The 24,999-nt window shown below is 72.3% G+C and carries 32 protein-coding genes; 17 read left to right on the top strand and 15 right to left on the bottom strand.

Annotated elements, in window-relative coordinates:
• Positions 1-29: 29 nt before the first annotated feature.
• A complete protein-coding gene (locus LB823_RS08245; RefSeq protein ID WP_224646387.1) occupies positions 30-1,268 on the top strand; it encodes an MFS transporter in 1,239 nt (412 codons plus the stop codon).
• Here LB823_RS08245 and LB823_RS08240 read toward each other — a convergent pair.
• Positions 1,181-2,140 carry a LysR family transcriptional regulator gene (locus LB823_RS08240; protein WP_224646386.1) on the bottom strand — a complete coding sequence of 320 codons (960 nt, stop codon included), beginning with the start codon at positions 2,138-2,140 and terminating at the stop codon, positions 1,181-1,183. The genes LB823_RS08245 and LB823_RS08240 overlap by 88 nt on opposite strands.
• Positions 2,141-2,210: 70 nt before the next feature.
• Between LB823_RS08240 and LB823_RS08235 the strand changes: the two genes are divergently transcribed.
• The 3 genes from LB823_RS08235 (at position 2,211) to LB823_RS08225 (ending at position 4,509) form a co-directional block, all read left to right on the top strand.
• A complete protein-coding gene (locus tag LB823_RS08235) occupies positions 2,211-2,570 on the top strand; it encodes a nuclear transport factor 2 family protein (protein ID WP_224646385.1) in 360 nt (119 codons plus the stop codon).
• A 32-nt stretch (positions 2,571-2,602) separates the two neighbouring features.
• Positions 2,603-3,265, top strand: a complete 663-nt coding sequence (locus tag LB823_RS08230) for a TetR/AcrR family transcriptional regulator (RefSeq protein ID WP_224646384.1) — start codon at positions 2,603-2,605, stop codon at positions 3,263-3,265.
• A 65-nt stretch (positions 3,266-3,330) separates the two neighbouring features.
• Complete coding sequence (locus LB823_RS08225) at positions 3,331-4,509, top strand: oxygenase MpaB family protein (RefSeq protein ID WP_224646383.1); 1,179 nt, start codon at positions 3,331-3,333, stop codon at positions 4,507-4,509.
• Between the two features lie 32 nt (positions 4,510-4,541).
• Here the strand turns inward: LB823_RS08225 and LB823_RS08220 are convergent, their stop codons facing one another.
• The 11 genes from LB823_RS08220 to LB823_RS08170 all read right to left on the bottom strand — a co-directional run bounded on the left by LB823_RS08220 (position 4,542) and on the right by LB823_RS08170 (position 14,072).
• Positions 4,542-5,672 (bottom strand): glycerate kinase, encoded by a 1,131-nt coding sequence (locus LB823_RS08220; RefSeq protein ID WP_224646382.1) that lies wholly within the window; start codon positions 5,670-5,672, stop codon positions 4,542-4,544.
• A gap of 9 nt (positions 5,673-5,681) precedes the next feature.
• On the bottom strand, positions 5,682-7,502 hold the full coding sequence (gene gcl, locus LB823_RS08215) for a glyoxylate carboligase (RefSeq protein WP_224646381.1): 1,821 nt from the start codon (positions 7,500-7,502) through the stop codon (positions 5,682-5,684).
• Positions 7,503-7,525: 23 nt separating this feature from the next.
• Complete coding sequence (locus tag LB823_RS08210; RefSeq protein ID WP_224646380.1) at positions 7,526-8,407, bottom strand: 2-hydroxy-3-oxopropionate reductase; 882 nt, start codon at positions 8,405-8,407, stop codon at positions 7,526-7,528.
• Positions 8,408-8,456: 49 nt separating this feature from the next.
• The gene (locus LB823_RS08205; protein ID WP_224646379.1) at positions 8,457-9,293 is read right to left on the bottom strand and encodes a hydroxypyruvate isomerase family protein; all 837 of its coding nucleotides are present in this window, start codon (positions 9,291-9,293) and stop codon (positions 8,457-8,459) included.
• Positions 9,294-9,516: 223 nt separating this feature from the next.
• The gene (locus tag LB823_RS08200) at positions 9,517-10,890 is read right to left on the bottom strand and encodes a nucleobase:cation symporter-2 family protein (protein WP_224646378.1); all 1,374 of its coding nucleotides are present in this window, start codon (positions 10,888-10,890) and stop codon (positions 9,517-9,519) included.
• A gap of 13 nt (positions 10,891-10,903) precedes the next feature.
• Positions 10,904-11,809: a factor-independent urate hydroxylase gene (gene pucL, locus LB823_RS08195; RefSeq protein ID WP_224646377.1), complete on the bottom strand. Its 906-nt coding sequence runs from the start codon at positions 11,807-11,809 to the stop codon at positions 10,904-10,906.
• A gap of 5 nt (positions 11,810-11,814) precedes the next feature.
• Positions 11,815-12,162 carry a hydroxyisourate hydrolase gene (uraH, locus tag LB823_RS08190; RefSeq protein ID WP_224646375.1) on the bottom strand — a complete coding sequence of 116 codons (348 nt, stop codon included), beginning with the start codon at positions 12,160-12,162 and terminating at the stop codon, positions 11,815-11,817.
• A complete protein-coding gene (uraD, locus tag LB823_RS08185) occupies positions 12,159-12,680 on the bottom strand; it encodes a 2-oxo-4-hydroxy-4-carboxy-5-ureidoimidazoline decarboxylase (RefSeq protein ID WP_224646373.1) in 522 nt (173 codons plus the stop codon). Before uraD ends, uraH begins: the two co-directional genes overlap by 4 nt.
• Positions 12,681-12,798: 118 nt before the next feature.
• The gene (locus LB823_RS08180; RefSeq protein WP_224646372.1) at positions 12,799-13,179 is read right to left on the bottom strand and encodes a helix-turn-helix domain-containing protein; all 381 of its coding nucleotides are present in this window, start codon (positions 13,177-13,179) and stop codon (positions 12,799-12,801) included.
• Positions 13,172-13,414 carry a thiamine-binding protein gene (locus tag LB823_RS08175; protein WP_224646370.1) on the bottom strand — a complete coding sequence of 81 codons (243 nt, stop codon included), beginning with the start codon at positions 13,412-13,414 and terminating at the stop codon, positions 13,172-13,174. The genes LB823_RS08180 and LB823_RS08175 overlap by 8 nt, the downstream gene beginning before the upstream one ends.
• A gap of 112 nt (positions 13,415-13,526) precedes the next feature.
• The gene (locus LB823_RS08170) at positions 13,527-14,072 is read right to left on the bottom strand and encodes a TetR/AcrR family transcriptional regulator (RefSeq protein ID WP_224646368.1); all 546 of its coding nucleotides are present in this window, start codon (positions 14,070-14,072) and stop codon (positions 13,527-13,529) included.
• 71 nt (positions 14,073-14,143) lie between these two features.
• Between LB823_RS08170 and LB823_RS08165 the strand changes: the two genes are divergently transcribed.
• A complete protein-coding gene (locus LB823_RS08165; RefSeq protein WP_224646366.1) occupies positions 14,144-15,115 on the top strand; it encodes an alpha/beta fold hydrolase in 972 nt (323 codons plus the stop codon).
• A 43-nt stretch (positions 15,116-15,158) separates the two neighbouring features.
• A complete protein-coding gene (locus LB823_RS08160) occupies positions 15,159-15,461 on the top strand; it encodes a PIN domain-containing protein (protein WP_224646364.1) in 303 nt (100 codons plus the stop codon).
• 3 nt (positions 15,462-15,464) lie between these two features.
• Here LB823_RS08160 and LB823_RS08155 read toward each other — a convergent pair whose 3' ends face one another.
• Positions 15,465-16,013: an isochorismatase family protein gene (locus tag LB823_RS08155; protein WP_224646363.1), complete on the bottom strand. Its 549-nt coding sequence runs from the start codon at positions 16,011-16,013 to the stop codon at positions 15,465-15,467.
• On the bottom strand, positions 16,010-17,344 hold the full coding sequence (locus LB823_RS08150; protein WP_224646361.1) for a nicotinate phosphoribosyltransferase: 1,335 nt from the start codon (positions 17,342-17,344) through the stop codon (positions 16,010-16,012). The genes LB823_RS08155 and LB823_RS08150 overlap by 4 nt, the downstream gene beginning before the upstream one ends.
• A gap of 18 nt (positions 17,345-17,362) precedes the next feature.
• Between LB823_RS08150 and clpS the strand changes: the two genes are divergently transcribed.
• Genes clpS through trbK form a run of 11 tightly spaced genes read left to right on the top strand, consistent with a single transcriptional unit; the run spans position 17,363 to position 24,553 of the window.
• Positions 17,363-17,710 (top strand): ATP-dependent Clp protease adapter ClpS, encoded by a 348-nt coding sequence (clpS, locus tag LB823_RS08145; RefSeq protein WP_224646359.1) that lies wholly within the window; start codon positions 17,363-17,365, stop codon positions 17,708-17,710.
• Positions 17,711-18,319 carry a DUF2017 domain-containing protein gene (locus tag LB823_RS08140; RefSeq protein ID WP_224646357.1) on the top strand — a complete coding sequence of 203 codons (609 nt, stop codon included), beginning with the start codon at positions 17,711-17,713 and terminating at the stop codon, positions 18,317-18,319.
• Between the two features lie 28 nt (positions 18,320-18,347).
• Positions 18,348-18,788 carry a Mov34/MPN/PAD-1 family protein gene (locus tag LB823_RS08135; RefSeq protein WP_224646355.1) on the top strand — a complete coding sequence of 147 codons (441 nt, stop codon included), beginning with the start codon at positions 18,348-18,350 and terminating at the stop codon, positions 18,786-18,788.
• Positions 18,788-19,060 carry a MoaD/ThiS family protein gene (locus tag LB823_RS08130; protein WP_224646353.1) on the top strand — a complete coding sequence of 91 codons (273 nt, stop codon included), beginning with the start codon at positions 18,788-18,790 and terminating at the stop codon, positions 19,058-19,060. The genes LB823_RS08135 and LB823_RS08130 overlap by 1 nt, the downstream gene beginning before the upstream one ends.
• On the top strand, positions 19,061-20,029 hold the full coding sequence (locus LB823_RS08125) for a PLP-dependent cysteine synthase family protein (RefSeq protein WP_224646351.1): 969 nt from the start codon (positions 19,061-19,063) through the stop codon (positions 20,027-20,029).
• Positions 20,030-20,065: 36 nt separating this feature from the next.
• Positions 20,066-20,716 (top strand): rhomboid family intramembrane serine protease, encoded by a 651-nt coding sequence (locus LB823_RS08120; protein ID WP_224646349.1) that lies wholly within the window; start codon positions 20,066-20,068, stop codon positions 20,714-20,716.
• Positions 20,717-20,744: 28 nt separating this feature from the next.
• Positions 20,745-21,506 (top strand): cyclic nucleotide-degrading phosphodiesterase, encoded by a 762-nt coding sequence (locus LB823_RS08115; RefSeq protein WP_224646347.1) that lies wholly within the window; start codon positions 20,745-20,747, stop codon positions 21,504-21,506.
• A gap of 34 nt (positions 21,507-21,540) precedes the next feature.
• Entirely contained in the window at positions 21,541-22,323 is a 783-nt protein-coding gene (rph, locus tag LB823_RS08110) for a ribonuclease PH (RefSeq protein ID WP_224646344.1), read from the top strand.
• A complete protein-coding gene (gene rdgB / locus LB823_RS08105) occupies positions 22,320-22,940 on the top strand; it encodes an RdgB/HAM1 family non-canonical purine NTP pyrophosphatase (protein ID WP_224646342.1) in 621 nt (206 codons plus the stop codon). Before rph ends, rdgB begins: the two co-directional genes overlap by 4 nt.
• A 27-nt stretch (positions 22,941-22,967) precedes the next feature.
• Positions 22,968-24,215, top strand: coding sequence for an LCP family protein (locus LB823_RS08100; protein ID WP_224646340.1), 1,248 nt, complete (start codon positions 22,968-22,970; stop codon positions 24,213-24,215).
• A 56-nt stretch (positions 24,216-24,271) separates the two neighbouring features.
• A complete protein-coding gene (gene trbK / locus LB823_RS08095; protein ID WP_224646338.1) occupies positions 24,272-24,553 on the top strand; it encodes an entry exclusion lipoprotein TrbK in 282 nt (93 codons plus the stop codon).
• Between the two features lie 69 nt (positions 24,554-24,622).
• Here trbK and LB823_RS08090 read toward each other — a convergent pair whose 3' ends face one another.
• Complete coding sequence (locus LB823_RS08090; RefSeq protein WP_224646336.1) at positions 24,623-24,979, bottom strand: hemophore-related protein; 357 nt, start codon at positions 24,977-24,979, stop codon at positions 24,623-24,625.
• Between the last annotated feature and the right edge of the window lie 20 nt (positions 24,980-24,999).

Here is a 24,999-nt window from a genome sequence, read left to right as displayed (position 1 = left end):
AACTGGGATACAAGTTGGAAGGACGGGGCATGAGCGTGGACATCGAGGTCGAGGCCGGTTCAGTGCGGGAGCGGGTGCAGCGCCGCACCCTCGCCGTCGTCATGTTCGCCCAGGTGCTCGGCGGCGCCGGGCTCGCGGCGGGCGTCACCGTCGGGGCGTTGCTCGCGCAGGAGATGCTCGGCTCGGAGGCGCTCTCCGGGCTGCCGGTCGCCGTCTTCACCTTCGGCTCCGCGGGTGCGGCCTACCTGGTGGGACGGATCAGCCAGCGCTCCGGCCGGCGGCTCGGGCTCGCGGCGGGCTTCGCGACCGGCGCCGTCGGCGCGGCCGGGGTGGTCCTCGCCGCGGGCATCGGGAGCGTTCCGCTGCTGTTCGCCTCCTTCCTGCTCTACGGCGCGGGGACGGCGACGAATCTGCAGGCGCGGTACGCGGGCACGGACCTCGCGGCGCCCGCGAAGCGCGCCACCGCGGTGAGCCTCGCGCTGGTGTCCACCACGCTGGGCGCGGTGGCCGGTCCCAACCTGGTCACGCCGCTCGGCTCCCTCGCGCGCGGGCTCGGGCTGCCGGCGCTGGCCGGCCCCTTCCTGCTCGCGGGTGTCGCTTTCGTCGCGGCCGGTGCCGTGATCCTCGTGCTGCTCCGTCCGGACCCACTGCTGCTCGCCCGCGAGCTCGGCGCCGTCCCCGAGGCCGCGGCGGGGGCGCGCGGCGGGGGCGTCCGGCCGGCGGCCTTCCTCGGCGCGGCGGTCATGGTGGTCACCCAGATCGCGATGGTCGCGGTGATGACGATGACGCCCGTGCACATGGCGGCGAACTCGCACGGGCTCGGGGCCGTCGGCATGGTGATCGGCCTGCACATCGCGGGCATGTACCTCCCGTCGCCGATCACGGGCGTCCTCGTCGACCGGATCGGTCGCGTCCCGATGGTGGTCGCCTCGGGCGTCGTGCTCGCCGCCGCGGGCCTGGTCTCCGCCCTCGTGCCCGGGGAGTCGCTGGCGGTCAACATCGTCGCGCTCGTGCTGCTCGGCGTCGGCTGGAACATCGGGCTGGTCGCGGGGACCGCGCTCGTCGTCGACGGGACCGACCTCGCCGACCGGGCCCGGGTGCAGGGCAAGGTCGACGTGCTCATCGCGGTGGCCGGCGCGGGCGGCGGCCTCGCCTCCGGCATGGTCGTCTCGGCGTGGACCTACCCGGCGCTCGGGCTCGGCGTCGCGGCGCTCACGGTGGTCGCGCTCGGCGCGGCCCTGACCCGCTGGCGGCCCGCGGCCGCCTGATCGCCGGCGAGGTGCTCGCGCAGCGTGCGGGTCATCGCGCCCGCGGCCGCCGACGGTGACGCCCGCGTCGCGAGGGACAACTCGGTCCGGGCCGACCGGGCCAGGGGCACCGTCGCCAGGCCGGGCCTCCCGGCCGCCATCGACGCGGTGAGCACCGCGACCCCCGCCCCGTGCTCGACGAGGGCGAGCAGTGCCTCGGGGGAGTGCGCCTGCACCGTCGGCTCGACGACGGTGCGGTCCGCGGCGCACGTGATGTCGAGCGCGGCGCGCACGCCGGTGCCGCGCGGCAGGCACAGCACCGTCGCACCGGCGAGGTCGGCGCAGTCGGCGGACTCCCGCCGGGCCCAGGGGTGGCCCTCCGGCACGACGACGGTGAGCGGCTCGCGGATCAGCCGGTGCGCGGCGAGGGGCTCCGGCAGCGGCCGGGCGTGCGCGACGAGCGCGACGTCGAGCGCTCCGGCCACGAGGTCGGCGACGAGGTCGTCCGAATCGCCCTCCACGACGTCGACGGTGACCGCGGGGTGCGCGACGCGGAACGCCGCGAAGCCCGTGAGGTAGCCCGGGATCGTGCACCCGATGACGGTCCCGAGCCGCACGTGGCCGCGGACGACGCCGGTCAGCTCGTCGGCGACGGTCCGCACGGCGTCCACGGCGGCGAGCACGGCCCGGGCGTGCGGCAGCAGCTCCGCCCCCTCGGACGTGAGGCCGACGGTGCGCGCCCCGCGTTCGAGCAGGCGGTGGCCCAGTTCGCGTTCGAGCTTGGCGACCTGCGCGGAGACGCCGGACTGGGCGACGTGCAGTGCGTCGGCGGCGGCCGTGAACGAGCCGCGGTCGGCGACGGCGACGAGGTAGCGGAGCTGGTGCAGTTCCATCACTGATGATGATAGTTCGAATCAGAGACAGCTGTTGGACTTCTGACTGCGTCGGCCGCAGAGTGGAGTCATGACCGAGAACAGCTCGCCCCGCCGGATCGCCGAGACCTACTTCCGCTGCTGGGAGGCCAAGGACTTCGCCCCGCTCCGCCCGTACCTGGCACCCGACTGCGTCTTCACCGGGGTCTTCGGCGTCGCGCACGGGCCCGACGAGTTCCTCCAGGGGCTCGGCGGCATGGCGCAGGCCACCGACTCGCTCGAGGTCCGCGCCCGTCTCGCGGACGATCGCGATGTGATCACCTGGTTCGACCTGGGCATGGGCGGCGCGCCCGCGACCGCGGTCGCGAACTGGACCCGCGTCGAGGACGGCCTGATCACCGCGGTGAACGTCACCTTCGACCCGCGCGAGATCCTCGCCGCCTCCGCCTGATCCGCGGGCGTCGCGGGCGATACGCTGGCCCGATGACCGAGACCGAGGGGCGCCGCTACAGCGGCGCGAGCGCCGAGGCGCGCCGCGAGGAGCGGCGCGCGCGGTTCCTCGACGCCGCGCTCACCGTGGTCGCCCGCGACGGCGTCGCTGCGGTGAGCGCGCGTTCGCTGTGCGCCGAGGCGGGCCTGCACGCGCGCTACTTCCGCGAGGCCTTCGACTCGCCGGACGACGTGCTCACCGCTGCCTTCGACGTGATGGCGGCGGAGCTCATGGGTGATGTCGCCACCGCGATCGCGGCGGTCGCGCCGGAGGCGCCCGACGTCGTCGAGCGGAAGGTGCGGGCGGGCGTGCGCAGCTCGCTCGGCGCGATCAGTGCCGATCCGCGCCGGTCCGCCCTGCTCGTCGGCGCGGACGTGCATCCCGGCCTCCGGGCGCGGCGGGAGGCGCTGATCGACCTGCTCGCGGGAGCCATGGCGGCCCAGGCCGAGGAGATCCTCGACGACCCGCCGGAGCACGAGGATGCGCAGCTGTCGGCGCGGATGATCGCGGTGGGCGGGATGCACCTGGCGATCGCGGCGAGTGCCGGCCGGATCGACGCCTCGCCCACGACGGTCGAGGAGATCATGGTGGCGGGGATCCTCAGCAACCGAGAGCTGTCCGCGGTGCTCAGGCGCCTGCGGGCGGCGTCCTCCTAGGCGGCGGGGAGACCGTTACGAGATTGTGGCTACAGGATGTAGCCAGATTGGGTTACGCTCGGGCCATGACCCTCGCAGCCCCCCGCACCGTCGATACCCCCGCACGTTTCGACCGCGACCCCGAGTGGGCCGCCGGCAGTGTGCGCGCCCTCCGGCTCCTGCAGAAGGATCGCCGCCCGTTCACGGCGGAGGAGATCGCCTGGGCGGGCGAAGCGGTGGACCGCGGCGACGAGCTCGGCAACCGGCTCGGCCGCGCGATGATCGACGACCGGGCCTACTCGATGCGCGACCTCGACGCGGCGCTGGCGTCGGGCGCCACGGAGAACCCCGCGCTCCAGGAGCTGCTGGACGCGGTCGGCGCCGCCGCGACGCCCGCCTGGGTGGACTTCGACGCCTGCGAGCGCGGCGCCGCCGTCTGCCGGCGATCCGGTTCGCTCGGGCTCGACGTCCTCGCGACGGCGTCGCTCATGACCGGGTACACGACCTCCGCGACCACGCGCCAGCTCGTCGCGACGGGCGGCATGGTCGACGGGGTGGACGCCCGCATCCACGAGACCACGCAGTGGTGGTCGGAGATCATCGGCGGCGACGTGCGACCGCACGGGCTCGCCTGGCGGTCGGCCGTGAAGGTCCGGGTGATCCACGGCCTCGCCAACACGACCCTGCTGCGCCGCGACGACTGGGACCGGGCGCAGTGGGGCGTGCCCATCAACCAGTCCGACCAACTGGGCACGCTCGGCCTCTTCTCCACGACCTTCCTGCTCGGTCTGCGCGCGCTGGGCATGCCCGTCTCCGCGGACGAGGGCCGCGACGTGATGGCGCTGTGGCGCTACGTCGGCTGGCTTCTCGGCCTCGACGAGCACGTCCTGCCCGCGACCGAGGGGGAGGGTCGGCGCCGCATGGTGCAGATCGGCCAGTACGCGCCCGGACCCGACGCGGACTCCGCCGTCCTCGGCCGCGCGCTGTACGGCAACTGGGGCCGGCACCGGTACCCGGTCGCGCAGGGGCTGCGGCGGGGCTTCTATCAGCGTTACCTGGGCAGCCTCGAGGGCGTCTTCGCCGGCCGGCAGGGCCTGCGCGACCTGGGGCTCCCCGCCGAGCTGCCGTGGGCCGTGCCCGTCGCGTGGGCGAGCCACGCGCCCGTCCAGGTCGCGGCCCGGTTCTCGCCCGCCGCTCGGCGCTGGGCGACGGTGCGCGGCGAGCGTCAGATCGCCACCTGGCTGCGCCGCAACGGCCCCCGCTGACCGTCCCCGCTCGGCGGCCGGGCCGGCGCCGATCAGCCCAGCCGGCCGCCGGCGCCCGCGGCGATGGACCGGCCGATGCGGCGCAGCAGCTCGGCGGCGTTCGCCATCGAGCGCGCGGGATCGGGCTCGATCTCGGACAGCGCCATCGCGCGCCGGAAGCCCGCCGCGTGGATCTGCTCCGCGGTGAGCGCGCTGCGCCCCGCCACCGCGATGACCGGCACCCCGGCCGCGCGGGCCGCGGAGGCGACGCCGACCGGCGCCTTGCCGTGCAGCGATTGTGCGTCGAGTGACCCCTCGCCCGTGATCACGAGGTCCGCCGCCCGGACCTTGTCCGCGAAGTCGGCGAGCTCCAGCACGATGTCGACGCCCGGCCGCGCCTCGGCGCCGAGAACCGCCATCGCGCCGAAGCCCGTGCCGCCCGCGGCCCCCGCGCCCGGCGTCTCCCGCAGGTCGGCGCCCGTCGCCTCCGCGACCACGTCGGCCCAGGTGCGCAGGGCGCCGTCGAGCAGGGTGACCTGCGCGGCGGTCGCCCCCTTCTGCGGGCCGTAGACCGCGGCCGCGCCGTCGGGTCCGAGCAGCGGATTGTCGACGTCGCACGCGAGCGTGAACCGCGCGCCGCGCGCCTCGGGGAGCAGGCCGGCGAGGTCGACGCGCGCGGCCTGCAGCAGCGCGGTGCCGCCCGGCCGCACGGGCTCGCCCGCGCGGTCTGTGATCGACACGCCGAGCGCCTGCAGCATGCCGGCGCCGCCGTCGGTCGAGGCGCTGCCGCCGAGGCCGAGGACGATGTGCTGCGCCCCGTGTTCGAGCGCGTGCCGGATTACCGTGCCCAGGCCGAAGGTGGTGGCGCCGAGCGCGTCCGGCTCGCGGCCGGGCAGCAGCTCCAGGCCGACGGCCGAGGCGAGCTCGACCACGGCCGTCGGGCCGCCGCGGGCGTACGACGTCGTGTGCGGGACCCCGGTCGGGCCGGTGGTCTCCACCGCGACCCGCTCCCACCCCGCGGCCACGGCGGCGTCGACGGTGCCGTCCCCGCCGTCGGCGATGGGGGCGCGGACGCACACCCAGTCCGGCGCGACGTCCGCGATACCGCGGGCGAGGGCGTCCGCGACGCCCGCCGCGGACAGGGAGCCCTTGAACTTGTCGGGCGAGAGCAGCACCGTCGTCATCGCGTCCTCCTAGTCGAGCAGCAGGAGGGCGGTGGGCGCGTCGGTGCCGACGGTCGCGAGATCCTCGAACTCGGCGACGTTGTCGAGCTCGGTGCCCATCGCGATGTTGGTGACCCGCTCCAGGAAGATCTCGACGACCACGGGCACCTTGTGCTCACGGGCCATCTGCTGCGCGCGGGTGAGCGTCGCGGCGATCTCCGCCGGGTCGGTCACGCGCACGGCCTTGCAGCCCAGGCCCTCCGCGACCTTGACGTGGTCGACGCCGTAGCCCTTGGGGGCCAGGGGCATCGGGTCCGAGCCGGTGGTGCTGTGGGCGTCGTCGACATCGGCGTTGATGTTGTCGAAGCCCAGCTGGACCTGGAAGTCCATGTCGAAGGCGCGCTGCGCCTGCCGGATCAGGCCCAGGTACGAGTTGTTCACCACGACGTGGACGTAGGGCAGGTTGAACTGCGCCGCGACCGCCAGTTCCTCGATCATGAACTGGAAATCGTAGTCGCCCGAGAGCGCCACCACGTCGGTTCCGGGCGCGGCCTTGACCACGCCGAGGGCCGCGGGGATGGTCCAGCCCAGCGGGCCGGCCTGCCCGCAGTTGATCCAGTGGCGCGGCTTGAAGACGTGCAGGAACTGCCCGCCGGCGATCTGCGAAAGACCGATCGTGCTGACGTACCGGGTGTCGCGGCCGAAGGCCTTGTTCATCTCCTCGTAGACGCGCTGCGGCTTGATCGGCACGTCGTCGAAGTGCGTGCGGCGCTGCATGGTCCGCTTGCGCTCGGCGCAGGACTCGACCCAGGCGGAGCGGTCCGCCAGCGTGCCGGCGGCCCGCCGTTCCCGGGCGACCTCCACGAGCTGCTCCAGCGCGGCCCCGGCGTCGGAGACGATGCTGTAGTCCGGCGCGAAGACCCGGCCGATCTGGGTGGGGTCGATGTCCACGTGGACGAACGTCCGGCCCGCGCGGTAGGTGTCGAGCCCGCCGGTGTGCCGGTTCGCCCAGCGGTTGCCGATGCCCAGCACGAAGTCCGAGGCGAGCATCGTCGCGTTGCCGTAGCGGTGCGCGGTCTGCAGGCCCACCATGCCCGCGGCGAGGCGGTGGTCGTCGGGGATCGTGCCCCAGCCCATGAGGGTCGGGATGACGGGGACGTCCAGCAGCTCGGCGAGCTCGACCAGCTTGTCGGAGGCGTCGGCGTTGATGATGCCGCCGCCGGCCACGAGGAGCGGGCGCTCGGCCGCGGCCAGCATGTCCAGCGCCTTCTCCGCCTGCGCGCGGGTCGCGGCGGGCTTGTGCACGGGCAGCGGGGTGTAGGTGTCCGGGTCGAACTCGATCTCGGCGAGCTGCACGTCGATGGGCAGATCGATGAGGACGGGGCCGGGCCGACCCGAACGCATGAGGTGGAAGGCCTGCGCGAAGACGCCCGGCACCTGCGCGGGCTCGAGCACGGTGACGGCCATCTTGGTGACGGTCTTCGCGATGGACGCGATGTCGACCGCCTGGAAGTCCTCCTTGTGCAGGCGCGCGACGGGCGCCTGGCCGGTGATGGCGAGGATGGGGATGGAATCGGCCATGGCCGAGTACAACCCGGTGATCATGTCGGTGCCGGCGGGGCCGGACGTGCCGATGCAGACACCGATGTTGCCGGCCTCGGCGCGGGTGAAGCCCTCCGCCATGTGCGAGGCGCCCTCGACGTGGCGGGCCAGCACGTGGCCGATGCCGCCGTGCGCGCGCATCGCCGCGTAGAAGGGGTTGATGGCGGCGCCGGGCACGCCGAACGCCTGGGTGGCGCCCTCGAGCTCCATGATCTTGACCGCTGCTTCGGCGGCACGCATACGAGCCATGTCAGTTCTCCAATGTCTTCGGGTTAGGACGTGCGGCCGGACAGGCGCTCGACGCCGCGCAGCAGCGCGGAGTGGTCGAGGGAGCCGTCGCCGTTGGCGCGGGCGGAGGCCATGAGCTGGGCGACGAGGCCGCCGAGCGGTGCGACGACGCCGGCCTCGCGGGCGGCGGCGGTGACGATGCCGAGGTCCTTGTGGTGCAGCTCGATCCGGAAGCCGGGCTCGAACTCGCGGTCCAGCATCTTCTGCGCCTTCTGGTTGAGCACGGCGGAGCCCGCGAGCCCGCCGCCGAGCACCTGGACGGCGGCGGCGGTGTCCACGCCGTACGCCTCGAGGAAGACGATGGACTCGGCCAGGAGCTGGATGTTGCCGGCCACGATGAGCTGGTTCGCGGCCTTGACGGTCTGCCCGGAGCCGTTGGGGCCCACGTGCACGATGGTCTTGCCGACCACGTCGAGCACCGGCTGCGCCGCGGCGAAGTCCTCGGGCGTGCCGCCGACCATGATCGACAGCGCTGCGTTGATCGCGCCCGCCTCGCCGCCCGACACGGGCGCGTCGATGAGCCGGAAGCCGCGTTCGGCGGCCTGCTTCGCGAGCTCGGTCGTCACGTCGGGCCGGATGCTGGAGAAGTCGATGATCAGCGCGCCGGCGGGGGCGTTGTCGAAGACGCCGCCCTCGCCCGCGAGCACGGCCTGCACGTCGGGGGAGTCGGGCACCATCACCGCGATGACCTCGGCGTCGGCGACGGCGTCGGCGATCGAGGCGGCGGCGCGGCCGCCGGCGTCGACGAGCGGCTTGGCCCGCTCGGGGGTGCGGTTGAAGCCCGCCACCGTGTGGCCGGCGTTCGCGAGGTGCACGGCCATGGGGCTGCCCATGATGCCGAGTCCGATGAAGGCGATGTTCGTCATGAGATTCCTTGTGTCGGGTCGTCGATCGGAGGATCGGGTGGCTGGGGGCTCAGGAGGCGGCGACGACGCGGGCCGCGCGCTGCTCGCGGGGGAGCCAGGCGAAGGGATCGTCCTGGGTCTGCTTGTACTCCAGGCCGATCGGCCCGCGGTAGCCCACGCGCTCGAGGTGGGCGAGGTGGCCGTCGAGGTCGAGGGTCCCGGTGCCGGGCTCGCCGCGGCCGGGATCGTCGGCGATCTGGACGTGGCCGATCAGGCCGGCGTGGGTGTCGATGGCGGCGGCGACGTCGTCGCCGTTGACCTGCAGGTGGTACAGGTCGGCGAGCAGTCGCAGGGAGTCGACGCCGGACTGCTCCCGGACGCGGTCGATGACGGTCACGGCGTCGGCCGCGGTGAGCAGCGGGTAGCGCGGGGCGCCGCTGACCGGCTCGATGAGGACGACGGCGCCGATCCCGGCGGCGGCGCGGCCCGCGGCGGCGAGATTCTCGGCGGCGACGGCGTCCTGCTCGGCGGGGTCGCCGCCGTCGATCCGGTTGCCGTACAGGGCGTTGAAAGCCGGGATGCCCAGGCGCTCGCCGATGCCGACGACGACGTCGATGTTGTCGCGGAACTCGGCGACGCGGGCGGGATCGGAGAGGATGCCGCGCTCGCCGCCGGGCATGTCGCCGGCCGCGAAGTTCAGGCCCGTGAGCTGCACGCCCGCGTCCTCGATCGCCGTGACGAAGGCGTCGACCTGACGGTCGCTCGGCACGGCCGTGGGGAACGGCCACCAGAACTCGACGGCCTCGAAGCCCGCCTCGCGGACCGTGCGGGGCCGCTCGAAGATCGGGGTGTCGGCGAGCAGGATCGAGCAGTTGACCGTGTACTTGGCGGGGGCGTTCGCGTTCATGGGGGCTCCTTCATCAGGCGGGGCGTACGGGCGATGCAGGTTCTGGCGAGGTCCGATACGACCTGCAAGCTTTCGCCTGTCGGAAAGATCATTTCCGTACAATGGAATTGTGGCATGTGATGGTGATCACGTCAAGGGGTTCGGGAAGAGGAGAGCCGGAGTGCGCATCGCACACTCCGGCTCTCGTCGAGGCGGTGCGGCCGGGCGGCCGACCGGGCGTGCCTCAGTCGCCGTTCGGGATCGGGTTGCCGCGTTCGTCGGGGGCCGCCGCGAACACCGAGACGTCCGGCCGGTTGCCCGCCGTGATCTCGTTGAACAGGAAGTTCAGGACCACCGCGACCACGGCGGCGGCGCTGATCCCCGAGTGCATGACCGTGCCGACCGCGGTCGGGAAGGCGTGCCAGAAGTCGGGCGCCGCCACGGGGATCATGCCCATGCCGATGGAGACGGCGACGATCACCATGTTGAGGTTGCCGTCGAAGTTCACGCGGGAGAGCGTCTTGATGCCGCTGGCGGCCACGGAGCCGAACAGCACCAGGCCGGCGCCGCCGAGCACGGGGTAGGGGATCGCCGCGATCACCCGGCCCACGACGGGGAGCAGTCCCAGGAACGCGAGGATGCCGCCGCCCATCGCCACCACGTACCGGCTCTTGATCCCCGTGAGCGCCACCAGGCCCACGTTCTGCGCGAACGCGCTGCACGGGAAGGCGCTGAACGCGGGGGCCACCGCGGTCGAGAGCATGTCGGCGCGCAGGCCGTTGGCGACCCGCTTGGAATCGACGGGGGTGCCGACGATCTCGCCGATGGCGAGGATGTCGGCCGTGGTCTCCGTCATGATCACCAGGATCACGATCGTCATCGAGATGATGGCGCCGATCTGGAACGTCGGGCTGCCGAAGTGCATGACCGGCGGCAGCGAGAAGATCGGTCCGTCACCGACCTTCGAGAAGTCGAGCTTGCCCATGAAGGCGGCGATGATCGTGCCGACGACGATGCCGATGAGGATCGACAGCCGCGAGATCGCGCCCTGGAACAGGCGGCTGATCACCAGGATGATCAGCACCGTGGCGCCGGCCAGCCCGATGTTGGCCATCGAGCCGTAGTCGGCGGCCTTGGCGTTGCCGCCCTGCGCCCAGTTGAAGGTCACGGGCAGCAGCGACAGGCCGATCACCGTGATGATCGTGCCCGTCACCACGGGCGGGAAGTACCGCACCAGTTTCGCGAACACGGAACTGAGGACGAGACCGATCAGGCCGGCGACGATGATCGCGCCGAAGATGGGCCGCACGCCGCCGTCCTGCGCGATCGCGGTCATCGTCGAGACGCTGGCGAACGAGAGGCCCTGCACGATCGGTAGGCGCGCGCCGAGCGGGCCGATGCCGATGGTCTGCAGGATCGTCGCGAGGCCGCTCACGAACAGGCCCGCGGTCACGAGCAGGCTCATGTCCGTGGCGGACAGGCCCGCGGCGCCGCCCACGATGAGCGGGGGCGCGATGACGCCGCCGTACATCGTCAGGATGTGCTGGAGCCCGTAGACGAAGGTCTTGCCGAGCGGGAGGCGTTCGTCCTCGGGCCGGACCTCGGTGGCTGTGGTCATGGTCGTCGCCCCGCTAGCAGAATCCGGGCACGCCGTGCCACGCCGAGCCGGCGTCGGACGCGTCGTCGCGCACGACGCTCGCCTCGATCAGGCCGTAGGGGCGGTCGGCCGCGATGAACACCTCGCCGGGGTTCTCCACGCCGAAGGGGGCGAGGTCCACCAGGAAGTGGTGCTTGTTCGGCGCCGAGAACTTGATCTCCGCGACCTCGGGGTGCTGCTCGAGCACGGACTGGCCCATGCCGTACAAGGTCTGCTGCAGTGCCTTGCTGTGGATCTCGGCGAACCGCTGGAGCATGATCGCGCGGATCGAGTCGAAGGACTTGTCCCAGTCCACGTCCGTGTGGTCGTAGCGCCACTTGGCGACGAGCGACGTGGCGAGGATCCGGTCGTCGGTCTCCTGCAGCGTCGTGTACTTGTCCTTGAGGAAGCCGTGGAACTCCGAGCCGGTGGACTTGAGCAGCGTCAGGTCGTGGATGCCGGACACCACGTGCGCGCGGCGGTCGGCGCCGCGGCCGTCGACGTTGACGACGGTGGACCGTACTCCGCCGCCGGAGCGGACGAAGGCGTGGTCGTGGCCGGCACCGTCGACCTGGATCCGGTCCCAGGGGTACTCGTGCACCTCGATGCGAGCGCCGTCGGCCTTGGGGGTGGAGTCGATGAAATGACCGCCCAGCGTGAGGGCGTAGTCCTCGATCGCGCCGATGCCCTTCTCCTTGGCGAAGGCGAACGAGGTGTTCTTCTGGGTGTCGGTCGGCAGCACCGCCGCCTGGTCGCCGCTGATGTGGGCGTCGGTGAAATCGCCGCGCAGCGCCGAGGACACGTTGAGGTCACGGATCGTGTGCCGGGCGGTGTCGCGGTAGATCCGCACCACGCGGTTCTCCGCCTTGCCGTACTGGTTGGGGCCCAAGTGGATTGCCATGGTGGTCAGCTTCCTTTGTAGGTGGAGTAGTGGAACGGGCTGAGGAGGAGCGGGACGTGGTGGTGGGGAACGGCGCCGTCGACCGCGATCAGGCGGAAGGTGATGGCGACCTCGGGGAAGAAGTTCTCCTGCCCCGTGGCCGTGGAGTACGTCGCGGTGTCGAAGGTCAGGCGGTAGACGCCGGCGGCCAGGTCGTCCGGGCCGAGGTCGCGGATCCGGCCGTCGTCGTCCGTGACGCCCTGTGCCACGGATTCGACGGTGCCGTCCGGCCCGACCCGGTCCATCCGGATCGGGACCCCGGCTGCGGGGACACCGCGCGCGGTGTCGAGGACGTGGGTGGTGACCGTGCTCATGACTGCCTCTCTGCGAGTTCGTCTTCCAGTTCGAGGACCCGGGCGAGGCGGCGCAGCGCGATCCCGCGGAGCTCGCGGGCGACTTCGGCGGCCTCGGCGTCCGGCGCGTTCTCGAGCCGCCGGTGCAGCTCGGCGAGCACCGTCGTCGCGTCCAGTCCCGCGGCGTTGATCAGGAAGACGCGGTCGAAGCGCTCCTCGTAGGCGCCGTTGCCGGCGAGGAGGGCGGCCTGCGTCTGCGCGTCGGTGGCGACGCCCGACTGCTCCCTGCGGGACCACGCGGCCTCGGTGGAGGCGCCCGCGGCGCGCTCGCCGATCCGCGGGTGGGAGGCGAGTGCGCGATCCACGTCGGCGGGGGTGAACGCCAGGGCCGCGGTGCCGGCCACCCGGAGGGCGTCGGAGGCATCGGCGTAGGGCCGTCCGTCGATGACCGCATCGCTCCAGGAGCGCACATCGCAACACGCGAGTAGAGTCGCCCGGATATCGGCCTCAGGCGCCGAGTTGAAGTCTTCGAGGTCCATCTGACCTGCCTTCTTTCGGTCTGCGGAAGAGGTTTTCCACTGATCGAAGAATGACATGTGATCTGAGTCACGTCAACAGTTTGTTGAAAAAATGTTGCCGAGCGTCGCTCGGTCCAGGTCAGGCGCGCAGGCGGTTGAGGTAGTTGTACACCGTGAACCGGGTGACTCCGAGCGCCTCGGCCACCGTCTCGGTGGACTTGCGGAAGGTGAACGCGCCGCGCTCCTCGAGCAGGCGAACGGCTCGCTGCTTGTCCTTGCGGTCCAACTCGTTCAGGGGTGCTCCCAGTTCCTCCGCGAGCAGCTCGAGGAGGGTGTCCAGGTCGCCGGCGAGGGGTTCCGCCGGGTCCGAGGCGGAGAGGCGCACGCCACCCACGATGCGGCCCTCCCAGCGCAGCGGCACGTCCGACGGCCGCAACTCGGCCACTGTCACGACGGTGCCGTCGATCCGGTCCACGAGGTCCCGCACGGCCTCGAGCAGCGGATGTCCGGGTTCAGTCATCGGTCCGCTCGATCTGCACGGTGACGCGGGTCGCGCCGCCTGTGAACGCCGCATCGAGGGCGTCCCGCAGTGCGTCGAGCACGGAATCGCGGTCACCCTCCACGGAGGTGCCGAGCGGACCGAAGTCGTGTTCCAGGCCGGCGGCCCGCAGTGCTCCGACGGCGCGGTCGGCGTGCGTCGGCACCGTTCCCTCGCCCTCGAAGGGTTCGCTGGTGAATTCGGCGGTCAGGCGCATGTCTGCACTGTAGCCCCGCCCCGATCGGAACTTAACAGCGTTAGCCCGCACTGCTTCCTGGGGAAACGTGTGCATCCGGCGCTCACTACCCGCGGGTCGGGTCCGGCGCGCGTCAGGTCCGGCGCGGGGCCGGGCCGGCGAGGTCGCGGACGGCGGCTTCGGCTTCGTCGGCGGTGACGACGCCGATCAGCGCGCGGTAGGCGAAGCCGTCCGCCGCGGCGAGGAGGGCCCGCGCGCGGTCGCGGTCACCGTCGAGCAGGTCCGTCGCGAGGTCCTCGGCGCCCCGCAGCGTCTCGTCGACGATCGCGCGGAGGTTGGGATCGGTGACCGCCTCGGCGAGGTAGGCGTACCAGACCTTCGCGCCGAGACGTCGCGCGCCGTCGCGCGGGATCGCGTGGGTGAGCAGCATCGTCAGGGCCTCGCCCGGATCGTCCGGGACGGGGTGGGCCCGCTCCGCCAGCGCCAGGTACGACGTGAGTGCGTGCCGGACGATGGCGTCGCGGGTGGGGAAGTAGTGCTGGATGCGGCCCATCGAGATGTCGCCGCGCGCGGCGATGGCGCGGAGGGTGACGGCGGAGATGCCCTCCTCGGCGATGATCGTCCATACGACGCGGTCGATCTCCGCGCGACGTTCCTCGTGGTCCACCTGCTTCGGCACCCGTCGATCGTAGCAATGCGAGTGCATCGCGAACTTGTTACAATGCGAATGCATTGCCAAGGAGGTGCGACATGGGACGACGGATCCGGCGAGCGGCGTTGGTCGGGGCGGTGGCGGCGGTGGTCCTCGGTGCGGTGGGCGCCTACCTCGTGCGCGATCCGAGCCCCGTCGGGTACTGGCGGTCGGCGGACGCCCGCGCGACGTACCTCGAGCGGTACGACCGCGCCCTCCGTGACCTGCCGGCACCGTCGGAGACGCGGGACGTGCGCACCGGGTACGGCATCGTCCGCGCCTACCGGTTCGGGACGCCCCGGCCCGGGGAGGCGCCGATCCTGTTGGTGCCGGGGCGATCCTCGGGTGCCCCCATGTGGGCGGACGTAGTGGCGCGCCTGCGCGATCGGGAGGTCTACGCCGTCGACGCGCTGGGCGATGCGGGCATGAGCGTGCAGGACCGGCCGCTGGCCGGCGCCGACGACCAGGCGGCCTGGCTCGCGGAGACGATGACGGCCCTCGGGATCGGCCGCGCGCACCTCGTCGGGCACTCCTTCGGCGCGTGGAGCGCCGCGAATCTCGCGGTGCGCCATCCCGATCGGGTCGCCACCCTGACGCTGTGGGAGCCGATCCTCGTCTTCGCCGGGCTGCGCTGGCAGATGTACGTCGCGACGCTGCCCTCGGCGCTGCCCTTCCTGCCCGAGTCGTGGCGGCGGAAGGGGCTCGCGTCCATCGGCGGGGCCGACGAGGCCGACACCACCGGCAGCCCGATCGGCGCCATGATCGACGCCGGCGCGGCGGGGTACCGCGCCGCGCTCCCGACGCCCGTCCAGCCCGACGACGCCGCGCTCGCGCGACTGACGATGCCCGTCTTCGTCGGACTCGGCGGCCGGAGCGCGGTCACCGACACCGCTGCCGCCGAGCAGCGGGCCCGCACCCTGCCGAACGCGACGGTCCGCGTCTGGCCGGACGGGACACACTCGCTCCCGATGGAGTACCCCGACGAGCTCCTTGCCGAACTGTCGGCCGTCCAGGCCCGGCAACCGTCGTGACCTGTTGTACGTACATGTACACAGCCGTACATGACCACCGTCAGTGCGCGCGGGTCTTGCGTCGGATGAGACGACGCGATTGCTCGAGCTGGTCGGCCGGCTCGACCTGTATCCGTTGGATGACCCCACTGCGCACTTGGCGCTGTCGCTCGCGGTGTCCTACGGGCTCCGAGCCGCGGACTCCGTGCACCTCGCGACGGCGATCGCCGCGGGTGCCGATCGCTTCCTGACCAACAACCGCAAGGACTTCCCGAAGTCGATCCGCGAGATCGACATCATCTACCCGGACGACCTCCCGGATCCCGGCGACGACCCCGCGGGCCCCGGCGACGAATCCGACGAATGATTCTCAGGCCACCGTGATCCCGGCGGCCGCGAACTCCGCCAGCGCGGCCCGCGTCGACTCCTCGGCGACGCCCGCGGTGTAGTCGGCGAGCACGCGCACCGTCAGGCCGGCGGCCACGGCGTCGAGGGCGGTGGCGCGCACGCAGTGGTCGGTGGCGATGCCGACCACGTCGACAGACGAGACGTCGTGCGCCGCCAGCCATTCCGCGAGCGAGGCGCCGTCCGGGTCGTGCGCCTCGAAACCGGAGTACGCCGCCGAGTAGGCGCCCTTGCTGAACACCGGCACCCGCACCGGCAGCCGCAGGTTCGGGTGGAACTGCGCGCCCTCGGTGCGCGCCCGGCAGTGCACCGGCCACGAGTCCACGTAGTCCGGGGTCGCGGAGAAGTGCGCGCCGGGGTCGATGTGCCAGTCGCGGGTCGCGGCGATCACCGGATAGGACTCCAGCAGGTCGTCGTGGATGCGCCGCGCCACCTGCGCGCCGCCCGCGACGGCCAGCGAGCCGCCCTCGCAGAAGTCGTTCTGCACGTCCACGACGATCAGCGCCGTCGTCATCGCTTCTCCTCCAGCCGGGTCGGGATCGCGGGCTCGCCGTTCGACAGTCCCAGGCCCTCCCACGGCAGCGTCACCAGGGCGTCGCGCAGGTGCGCCCGCGCGTCCTCGAGGGTCGGCAGCCCGTCGACCTGGTCGCCGCCGCGCACCAGCGGGATCTGCAGCGGCGTCGCGGTGAGGTGCGCCGGCACCGTCGGGGTGGCCCCGGGCCGGTGCAGCAGCTCCTCGACGATGGTGCCGGTGCCGCGCGCGAGCCGCACCGCGCGCTTCTCGCCGCCCTGGGTCTCTTTGTGCGAGCTGCGTTTCGCGACGGGCAGGCCGTCGACCTCGACGAGCTTGTAGACCATCCCCGCGGTGGGGGCGCCCGAGCCGGTGACGAGCGAGGTACCGACGCCGTAGACGTCGATCGGCTCCGCGCGCAGCGCGCCGATCGCGTACTCGTCCAGATCGCCCGAGACCACGATCTTGGTCCGCGTCGCGCCCAGGCCGTCGAGCTGCGCCCGCACCTGCCGGGTGATGATGCCGAGGTCGCCCGAATCGATCCGCACGCCACCGAGCTCCGGTCCCGCGGCCCGGACCGCGCGGTTGACGCCCTCGGTGATGTCGTAGGTGTCCACCAGCAGCGTGGTGCCGGGCCCCTGCGCCGCGACCTGGGCCGCGAAGGCGGCCTCCTCGTCGGGGCCGTCCGGGCCGGTGTGCAGCAGGGTGAAGGCGTGCGCGGCCGTGCCGCCCGACGGGACGCCGTACGTCCGGGCCGCTTCCATGTTGGAGGTCGTGGCGAACCCGGCGAGGTAGGCGGCGCGGGCGGAGGCCACCGCGGCCCGCTCGTGCGTGCGCCGCGAGCCCATCTCGATCAGCGGGCGCCCCGCGGCCGCGGACACCATACGGGCGGCGGCGGAGGCGATCGCGCTGTCGTGGTTGAGGATCGACAGGATCAGCGTCTCCAGGATCACGCCCTCCGCGAAGGTGGCGCGCACGGTAAGGAGCGGGGAACCGGGGAAGTAGAGCTCGCCCTCGCGGTAGCCGTCGATCTCGCCGGTGAACCGGTAGTCCCTGAGCCAGGCCAGCGTCTCCGCGTCGAGGAAGCGCTCGACGACGGCGAGCTCGGCGGGCCCGAACCGGAACCGGCGGAGCTCGTCGAGCACCCGCGTGGTGCCGGCCACCACGCCGTACCGGCGGCCCGCCGGGAGCCGTCGCGCGAAGACCTCGAAGACACAGGGCCGGTGCGCCGTGCCGTCCTTGAGGGCCGCCGCGAGCATGGTGAGCTCGTACTGATCCGTGAGCAGGGCGGAGCTGCGCCAGGAGGAGTCGGCCCCGTTTTCATCTACCGTCACACTGGGTACCCTAGAACCATGACCGACAGCAGCGCAGCGGCCCCGGGAAGTGACGGTGGTCCGGGCGGAGGTTCCACTGCTGCCCAGCCCGGTACGTCCGCGGTGCTCGAACGCAAGACCGACGAGGCGCTCGACAAGCCCTGGGTCACCGTGGTCTGGGACGACCCGGTGAACCTCATGTCGTACGTGACCTTCGTGCTCCGGAAGCTGTTCGGCTTCAGCACGGCCAAAGCCAAGGAACTGATGATGCAGGTGCACACCGAGGGGAAGGCCGTGGTCTCCACGGGCGACCGCGACAAGGTGGAGGCCGATGTCCGCAAGCTGCATGCGGCCGGCCTGTGGGCGACGATGCAGCGAGACGACTGAGTGCGTAACTGGCAGGTCAAGCGGGGCGTGCGCGGCGATGTCCGCTTCGTCTCGAAGATGGATCCGGAGGAGGTCGGCCTCGTCCGGTCCCTCGTCGGATCCCTGGTCGAGTTGTTCGACGAGCGGGAGGACTCGGCACCGCACGACGACCTCGCCGAGCTGACCGGGTTGCGGACCGGCCACGCCGAGCCGCCCCAGGAGACCGTGCTGCAGCGCTTGCTGCCCGACTTCTACCGGCCCGACGCCAACGCGCCGGGCGCGACCGAGGCACCGTCGGGCGAGCTGGCCCGCGACCTCAACGGCGCGCTCCGCTCCCTCAACGAGCCCGAGGTGATCGACGCCAAGCGCGATGCCGCGCAGACGGTGCTCGCCACCCTGCCCGAGCGGGCCGGCACCGTCTCCCTCACCGAGTCCGAGGCGCAGGACTGGCTGACCTGCATCAACGACCTGCGGCTCGCGCTCGGCACGCTGCTGGGCATCACCGCCGACCTGCCCGACGGGCCGTCCTCCGAGGACCCGGCCCGGGCCGGGCACGTGGACGTCTACCACTGGCTCTCGGCGATGCTCGACGTGCTGGTCTCGGTGATGCTCGACCGCGAGCCGGAATAGCCCGCGCCCGGCGGCGGTTGCACGGCACATGACGGAGCCGGGCCCGCCGCGCGGGTTGACGATCAAGCGCGACCTGGTGGAGCGGATGATCGCGCACGCGCGCCGCGACCACCCCGACGAGGCGTGCGGCGTCATCGCCGGGCCCGAGGGCTCCGACCGCCCCGAGCGGTTCATCGAGATGCTCAACGCGGAGCGCTCGCCCACGTTCTACCGCTTCGACTCGGGCGAGCAACTGCGCGTCTGGCGCGGGATGGACGACGCCGACGAGGAGCCGGTGGTGATCTACCACTCGCACACGGCCACCGAGGCCTATCCCTCCCGCACCGACGTGAAGTTCGCCTCCGAGCCGAACGCCCACTACGTCCTGATCTCCACCCGCGACGACCTCGGCCCCGACGCCGAGGTCCGCAGTTACCGCATCGTCGATTCCGTGATCACCGAAGAGCCCGTCCACATCCTGGAGGATTGATGTCCGTCACCGTGTCCATCCCGACCATCCTGCGCCCGCTCACCGGCGACCAGAAGCGCGTCCCCGCCGACGGCGCGACGCTCGCCGCCGTCATCGACGACCTCGAGACCCGCCACGCCGGGATCAAGGACCGGCTCATCGCCGACGGCGCGCTGCACCGGTTCGTCAACGTCTACGTCGACGACGAGGACGTGCGGTTCACCGGCGGCCTCGACACCCCCGTCGCCGACGGCGGCACCGTCACGGTGCTTCCCGCGGTGGCGGGCGGATAGGTGCGCTTCGACTCGCTGCTCGACTCGCTGGGCGGGACGCCGCTGGTCGGGCTGCCGCGCCTGTCGCCCCGCTGGGACGGGGCCGACGGTGCGCCCTCCGTCCGGCTCTGGGCCAAGCTCGAGGACCGCAACCCGACGGGGTCGATCAAGGACCGCCCGGCGCTGCGGATGATCACGGAGGCCGAGGCCGACGGCCGGCTCCGCCCCGGCGACACCATTCTCGAGCCCACCTCCGGCAACACCGGGATCAGCCTCGCGATGGCCGCGAAGCTCAAGGGCTACCGGCTGGTGTGCGTGATGCCCGAGAACACCTCCGCGGAGCGGCGTCAGCTGCTCACCATGTACGGCGCCGAGATCATCTCCAGCCCTGCCGCGGGCGGCTCCAACCGCGCCGTGGCGGAGGCGAAGAAGCTCGCCGCGGAGCACCCGGACTGGGTGATGCTCTACCAGTACGGCAACCCCGCGAACGCCCGCGCGCACTACACGGGGACGGGGCCGGAGCTGCTCGCCGACCTGCCCGAGATCACGCACTTCGTCGCGGGTCTCGGCACGACGGGCACGCTCATGGGCACCGGCCGCTACCTGCGCGAACACGTGCCCGGCGTGCAGATCGTCGCCGCCGAGCCGCGGTACGGCGAGCTCGTCTACGGGCTCCGTAACCTCGATGAGGGCTTCGTCCCCGAGCTCTACGACGAGACGGTCCTGACGCGGCGGTTCTCCGTGGGCGCCTACGACGCGGTGCGCCGCATGCGGCAGCTCATCGACGACGAGGGGATCTTCGCCGGCGTCTCCACCGGCGGGGTGCTGCACGCCGCGCTGGGCGTCGCGAACAAGGCCCTGGCCGCGGGCGAGCGCGCCGATGTGGCCTTCGTCGTCGCGGATGCGGGATGGAAGTATCTGTCGACCGGCGCGTACGACGGTACGTTGGAAGATGCGGAGGAGGCCCTCGACGGCCAGCTCTGGGCGTGAGTGAAGCACCGCCTCCGCTCGCGCGAGGAGGTCGCCATGACGGTTCCCATCAAGGACGAGCGGTCGCCCGTGCGGCGGGTGGCCGGGAGCACGGCCGGACGGTCCGCGATCGTGATCGCGGTCTTCGTCGCCGCGCTATGGGCCATCGAGGTCGTCGACACCGTCGCCGGCAACTCCCTGGACCAGTGGGGCATCCACCCGCGGGACGGCGGCGACGCGATCCGCGGGATCGCCGCCGCCCCGCTCCTGCACGGCGGCTGGGAGCATCTGGCCGCCAACAGCGTTCCCGCGCTGATCCTCGGCTTCCTGGGCCTGATCGCGGGTGCCGGCCGGTTCCTGCTCGCCACCGCGATCATCTGGCTGGTGTCGGGCGTCGGCGTGTGGGTGACGGGCGGCACGAACACCGTGGTGATCGGGCTGTCGGGGGTGCTGTTCGGCTGGATGACCTACCTGGCGGTGCGGGGGCTGTTCACCCGCAAACCGCTCGACATCATCGTCGGCGTGACGCTCATGGTGCTCTACGGAGGCATGCTGTGGGGCGTTCTGCCCGGTCAACCCGGTGTCTCGTGGCAGGCGCACCTGTGGGGCGCCGTCGGCGGCGTGCTCGCGGCGGTGCTGCTCGGGCGCCGCGCCCGCACCGAGTCCGGACCTGGCAATTCGCGTGAGGTCGGCGCGATTGCCTCGTGACGATCGCGGATCTGGCAGCATGTGCTTCATGCGTCTCACCATCCTCGGGTGTTCCGGCAGCGTCGGCGGTCCTCGGGCGGCCTGCTCGGGATACCTCTTGGAGGTGGACGGGCAGGATCCGGTCGTCATGGATTTCGGACCCGGGGTGTTGGGGGAGTTGCAACAGCGAGTCGACCCGAACACGGTCACCGTCATGCTCTCGCACCTGCACGCCGACCACTGCCTCGACGTGCCGTCGCTGCTCGTGTGGCGGCGCTACCACCCGGAGCCCGCGGTGGGCCGCGCCCGCCTGATCGGCCCCGCGGACACCCCGGAGCGCCTGGGGCGCGCCTCCGCCGAGTCGGCGGCGATGCTCGACGACATCTCCGACACGTTCGACTTCTCCGCGTGGGCCGAGGGTGAGGACCACGTCGTGGGAGGCCTCACCGTGCGTCCCTTCCGCATGTTCCATCCGCCCGAGTCGCACGGCCTGCGGATCACGTCGCCGAGCGGCAAGGTCCTCGCGTACACGGGCGACACCGGCGTCTGCGACAACCTCGTCGAGGTCGCCCGCGGCGCGGACGTGATGCTGGCCGAGGCCAGCTGGACGCACGACCCCGCGAACCGCCCGCTGGGCGTGCACCTCTCGGGCGTCGAGGCCGGCCAGGCCGCCGCGGACGCGGGCGTCGGGCGGCTGCTGCTCACCCACATCCCGCCGTGGACCTCGCGCGAAGCGGTGCTCGCCGAGGCGCGCTCCGTCTACGACGGGCCGGTCCACGCCGTGACGGGCGGCGACGTCTTCGAGCTCTAGCGCCCCCGCCGACGGGAGGCGATAGGCTGGGTCCGTGAGCAGACGCGCAGACGGCAGGGCCGACGACGAACTCCGCCCCGTGACCATCACCCGGGGATTCACGCAGAACCCCGCCGGTTCGGTGCTGGTGGAGTTCGGCAACACCAAGGTGCTGTGCACCGCCAGCGTCGAGCTGGGCGTGCCCGGCTGGCGCCGCGGATCGGGCCAGGGTTGGCTGACCGCCGAGTACTCGATGCTCCCCGGCGCCACCCACGAGCGCAGCCGCCGCGAGTCCACCAAGGGCAAGGTCGGCGGCCGCACCCACGAGATCTCCCGCCTCATCGGCCGGTCGCTGCGCGCCTGCATCGACCTCGCGGCGCTGGGCGAGAACACGATCGCCATCGACTGCGACGTGTTGCAGGCCGACGGCGGCACCCGCACCGCGTCGATCACCGGCGCCTACGTCGCGCTGTGCGACGCCGTGACCTACCTCGGCGCCGCCGGCAAGCTGACCGACCCGCAGCCCATCTCGTGCGCGATCGCCGCCGTCTCGGTGGGCGTCGTCGACGGCCGCGTCCGGCTCGACCTGCCGTACGAGGAGGATTCGCGCGCCGAGGTCGACATGAACGTCGTCGCCACCGACACCGGCACCCTCGTCGAGGTGCAGGGCACGGGCGAGGGAGCCACCTTCGCCCGCACCACCCTCGACTGGATGCTCGACTCCGCGGTCGCCGGCACCGAGAAGCTCTTCGCCGTGCAGAAGGAGGCGCTCGCGGCGCCGTACCCGGGCGTGCTGCCGGAGTTCGAGGGCGAACAGAAGAAGAAGTTCGGGCAGTGACCGGCACCCGGCTGCTGCTCGCCTCGCGCAACGCGAAGAAGCTCCGCGAGCTGCGGCAGGTCGTCGCCGACGCGGGCATCGTCGGTCTCGAGGTCATCGGGCTCGACGAGGTCCCGGCCTTCGAGGAGCTGCCCGAGGACGCGCCGTCGTTCGAGGGCAACGCGCTCATCAAGGCCCGGCAGGGCTACGAGCGGACCGGACTGCCCTGCCTCGCCGACGATTCCGGCATCTGCGTCGACGCCCTCAACGGCATGCCCGGCGTGCTCTCGGCGCGCTGGTCCGGCCGCCACGGGGACGACCCGGCGAACACCGCCCTTGTGCTCGCGCAGATCTCCGACACCCCGGACGAGCGGCGCGGCGGCGAGTTCGTCTCGGCGTGCGCCCTCGTGGACGGCACGGGGGAGCGGACGGTGCGCGGCACCTGGCGCGGCACCGTCCTGCGGGAGCCCCGCGGCGACGGCGGCTTCGGCTACGACCCGGTCTTCCTCCCCGAGGGCTCGGACCGCACCGCCGCGGAGCTGACCGCGGAGGAGAAGAACGCGATCAGCCATCGCGCGCGGGCGCTCGCCCAGCTGGTGGAGCCGCTCCGGGCACTCGCGGCGCGCGTCCCTGAGTAGCGCCGCTCCGCGCGGTAATGTCGCCGCGTGAAGCGCAGACCGTCGGGAGCGCGGGGTGGCCGCGTGGCCATCGCGCTGCTGTCGGCCGTCGTGCTCGCCGTCACCGGAACCGTCTGGTGGAGCACCAATCTGGTGATCGGCGGCTTCAACGTCTCCCGCGCGCTCGCCGAGGCCAAGGTCGCGAAGTCCACGGGCGGCGCGAAGAACATCCTGCTGATGGGCCTCGACACCCGGCGCGACCAGAACGGCGACCCCCTCCCCGCCGACGTGCTCCAGCAGCTGCACGCCGGTACCAGTGACAACGGCGGCTACAACACCAACACCCTGATCCTGCTGCACGTCCCCGCGGACGGGAAGAAGGTGACCGCCTTCTCGATCCCGCGCGACGACTACGTGACCTTCGTCGGCGTCGAGTCGAAGAAGAAGGGGAAGATCAAGGAGGCCTACGGCACCCGCAAGGCCGAGGTCGAGGACGAGCTCGCCGCCACCGGCGTCTCCGACCGCAAGGAACTCGAGAGCAAGGCCCGCGAGTCCGCCCGCGCCGCCACGATCGCCACCGTCGGCCGGCTCGTGGGCGTGCCGATCGACCACTTCGCCGAGGTCAGTCTCGTCGGCTTCTACGATCTGGCGCAGACGCTCGGCGGGGTCGAGGTGTGCCTGAACAACCCCGTCCGCGACAGCTACTCCGGCGCCGCCTTCCCCGCCGGCCGGCAGAAGCTGAACGCGGCGCAGTCGCTGGCCTTCGTCCGGCAGCGGCACGGGCTCGCCGACGGCGACCTCGACCGCACCCACCGGCAGCAGGCCTTCATCGCCGGAGTCATGGTGCAGCTGCAGAAGCAGGGCGTCTTCGGCGACGTCCGCAAGCTGCAGTCCCTGATCGCCGTCGCGCAGAAGGACGTCGTCGTGTCCGACGGCTGGGACCTGCAGGAGTTCGCGCAGCAGGCCGGCCAGATCGCCGGTACGAACCTGACCTTCACGACCCTGCCGGTGCTCGGCTACGACATGATCGACCAGCAGGCCGTGAACCTGGTGGACCCGAAGGCCATTCGCGCGCAGGTGCAGAAGGCCTTCGGCCAGTCCGTGCCCGCGCCGGACGATGCCGACGAGGCCTCCGACGCCGCGGAGACCGGTGGCGCGACCCCGGCCCCGAAGCCCGTGGGCTTCACCGCACCTCGCGCGCCGGGCACGACGACGGTGCCGACGACCGCCGCAGCGGGTCCGGTGCCGGATTCCGGGACCACGCTGCGCGGCGGCGAGATCCCCTGCGTCGACTGATGCGACCCGCGTGTCGGTAGGGTCGACCCGTCCCGTCGTCCAGCCGGAAGGTGCCCATGTCGAAGCCCACCATCGGAATCCGCCTCGGTGCGGCGGTGCTCGCCGTCGCCGCGCTCACCCTCACCGGCTGCACGAAGCAGGGCGGTGACACCACCTGCGAGAACTATCAGAAGATGTCCGACGCGGACCAGCGCGAGCAGGTGACGAAGCTGTACAAGGACAAGCACGGCGACGAGCCCTCGGCGCTCGTGATCACGGGACTGCAGCAGCAGGCGATCGTCTACTGCAAGACGGCGGGCAAGCCGGATTCGAAGATCAAGGAGATCCCGATCTCCTGACGGATCGTGCTCGTACGGCGAAGGCGCCGACTCCCGGTGGAGTCGGCGCCTTCGTGGTGCGTGGGGCGATCAGTACTGCGAGCAGGTCGACGCGACGACGCCGATCGTCTGATTGATCTTCCCCTGGTTCTGGCCGTAGTACGCCGCGAGCTGCGGGTTCTGCCGGCCCAGCTCGTGGATCCGAGCGGTGCGCTCGGCGGGCGGCAGCGTCAGGATCCGTTCGGCCTCGGCGCGGCCGCCGGGCACCTGATTCACCATCGTCGCCGCCTCGGGCGCGACGGCGACCAGCGCGCGTTCGACCTGGGCCACCGTGCAGTTCGTGCCGGGTACCGGGTCGGACGGTGCCGCCTGAGCCATCGCGGCGGGGGCCAGGGCGAGGGCGCCGGCAGCGCCGGCGGTGGCGGCGATCTTCCATCGTGTGAGCATGTCGTTCTCCCTTCGTCGTC

The organism is Tsukamurella sp. M9C, assembly GCF_020169415.1.
Taxonomy (GTDB): domain Bacteria; phylum Actinomycetota; class Actinomycetes; order Mycobacteriales; family Mycobacteriaceae; genus Tsukamurella.
The sequence above is the reverse complement of the archived record's forward strand: the minus strand, read 5'-3'. Positions and strand labels throughout refer to the sequence as shown.

Coding starts and splice junctions, on each gene's coding strand:
- LB823_RS08245 (WP_224646387.1), top strand. CDS start 30: ATGAGCGTGGACATCGAGGTCGAGGCCGGTTCAGTGCGGGAGCGGGTG.
- LB823_RS08240 (WP_224646386.1), bottom strand. CDS start 2,140: ATGGAACTGCACCAGCTCCGCTACCTCGTCGCCGTCGCCGACCGCGGC.
- LB823_RS08235 (WP_224646385.1), top strand. CDS start 2,211: ATGACCGAGAACAGCTCGCCCCGCCGGATCGCCGAGACCTACTTCCGC.
- LB823_RS08230 (WP_224646384.1), top strand. CDS start 2,603: ATGACCGAGACCGAGGGGCGCCGCTACAGCGGCGCGAGCGCCGAGGCG.
- LB823_RS08225 (WP_224646383.1), top strand. CDS start 3,331: ATGACCCTCGCAGCCCCCCGCACCGTCGATACCCCCGCACGTTTCGAC.
- LB823_RS08220 (WP_224646382.1), bottom strand. CDS start 5,672: ATGACGACGGTGCTGCTCTCGCCCGACAAGTTCAAGGGCTCCCTGTCC.
- gcl (WP_224646381.1), bottom strand. CDS start 7,502: ATGGCTCGTATGCGTGCCGCCGAAGCAGCGGTCAAGATCATGGAGCTC.
- LB823_RS08210 (WP_224646380.1), bottom strand. CDS start 8,407: ATGACGAACATCGCCTTCATCGGACTCGGCATCATGGGCAGCCCCATG.
- LB823_RS08205 (WP_224646379.1), bottom strand. CDS start 9,293: ATGAACGCGAACGCCCCCGCCAAGTACACGGTCAACTGCTCGATCCTG.
- LB823_RS08200 (WP_224646378.1), bottom strand. CDS start 10,890: ATGACCACAGCCACCGAGGTCCGGCCCGAGGACGAACGCCTCCCGCTC.
- pucL (WP_224646377.1), bottom strand. CDS start 11,809: ATGGCAATCCACTTGGGCCCCAACCAGTACGGCAAGGCGGAGAACCGC.
- uraH (WP_224646375.1), bottom strand. CDS start 12,162: ATGAGCACGGTCACCACCCACGTCCTCGACACCGCGCGCGGTGTCCCC.
- uraD (WP_224646373.1), bottom strand. CDS start 12,680: ATGGACCTCGAAGACTTCAACTCGGCGCCTGAGGCCGATATCCGGGCG.
- LB823_RS08180 (WP_224646372.1), bottom strand. CDS start 13,179: ATGACTGAACCCGGACATCCGCTGCTCGAGGCCGTGCGGGACCTCGTG.
- LB823_RS08175 (WP_224646370.1), bottom strand. CDS start 13,414: ATGCGCCTGACCGCCGAATTCACCAGCGAACCCTTCGAGGGCGAGGGA.
- LB823_RS08165 (WP_224646366.1), top strand. CDS start 14,144: ATGGGACGACGGATCCGGCGAGCGGCGTTGGTCGGGGCGGTGGCGGCG.
- LB823_RS08155 (WP_224646363.1), bottom strand. CDS start 16,013: ATGACGACGGCGCTGATCGTCGTGGACGTGCAGAACGACTTCTGCGAG.
- clpS (WP_224646359.1), top strand. CDS start 17,363: ATGACCGACAGCAGCGCAGCGGCCCCGGGAAGTGACGGTGGTCCGGGC.
- LB823_RS08135 (WP_224646355.1), top strand. CDS start 18,348: ATGACGGAGCCGGGCCCGCCGCGCGGGTTGACGATCAAGCGCGACCTG.
- LB823_RS08130 (WP_224646353.1), top strand. CDS start 18,788: ATGTCCGTCACCGTGTCCATCCCGACCATCCTGCGCCCGCTCACCGGC.
- LB823_RS08120 (WP_224646349.1), top strand. CDS start 20,066: ATGACGGTTCCCATCAAGGACGAGCGGTCGCCCGTGCGGCGGGTGGCC.
- LB823_RS08115 (WP_224646347.1), top strand. CDS start 20,745: ATGCGTCTCACCATCCTCGGGTGTTCCGGCAGCGTCGGCGGTCCTCGG.
- trbK (WP_224646338.1), top strand. CDS start 24,272: ATGTCGAAGCCCACCATCGGAATCCGCCTCGGTGCGGCGGTGCTCGCC.
- LB823_RS08090 (WP_224646336.1), bottom strand. CDS start 24,979: ATGCTCACACGATGGAAGATCGCCGCCACCGCCGGCGCTGCCGGCGCC.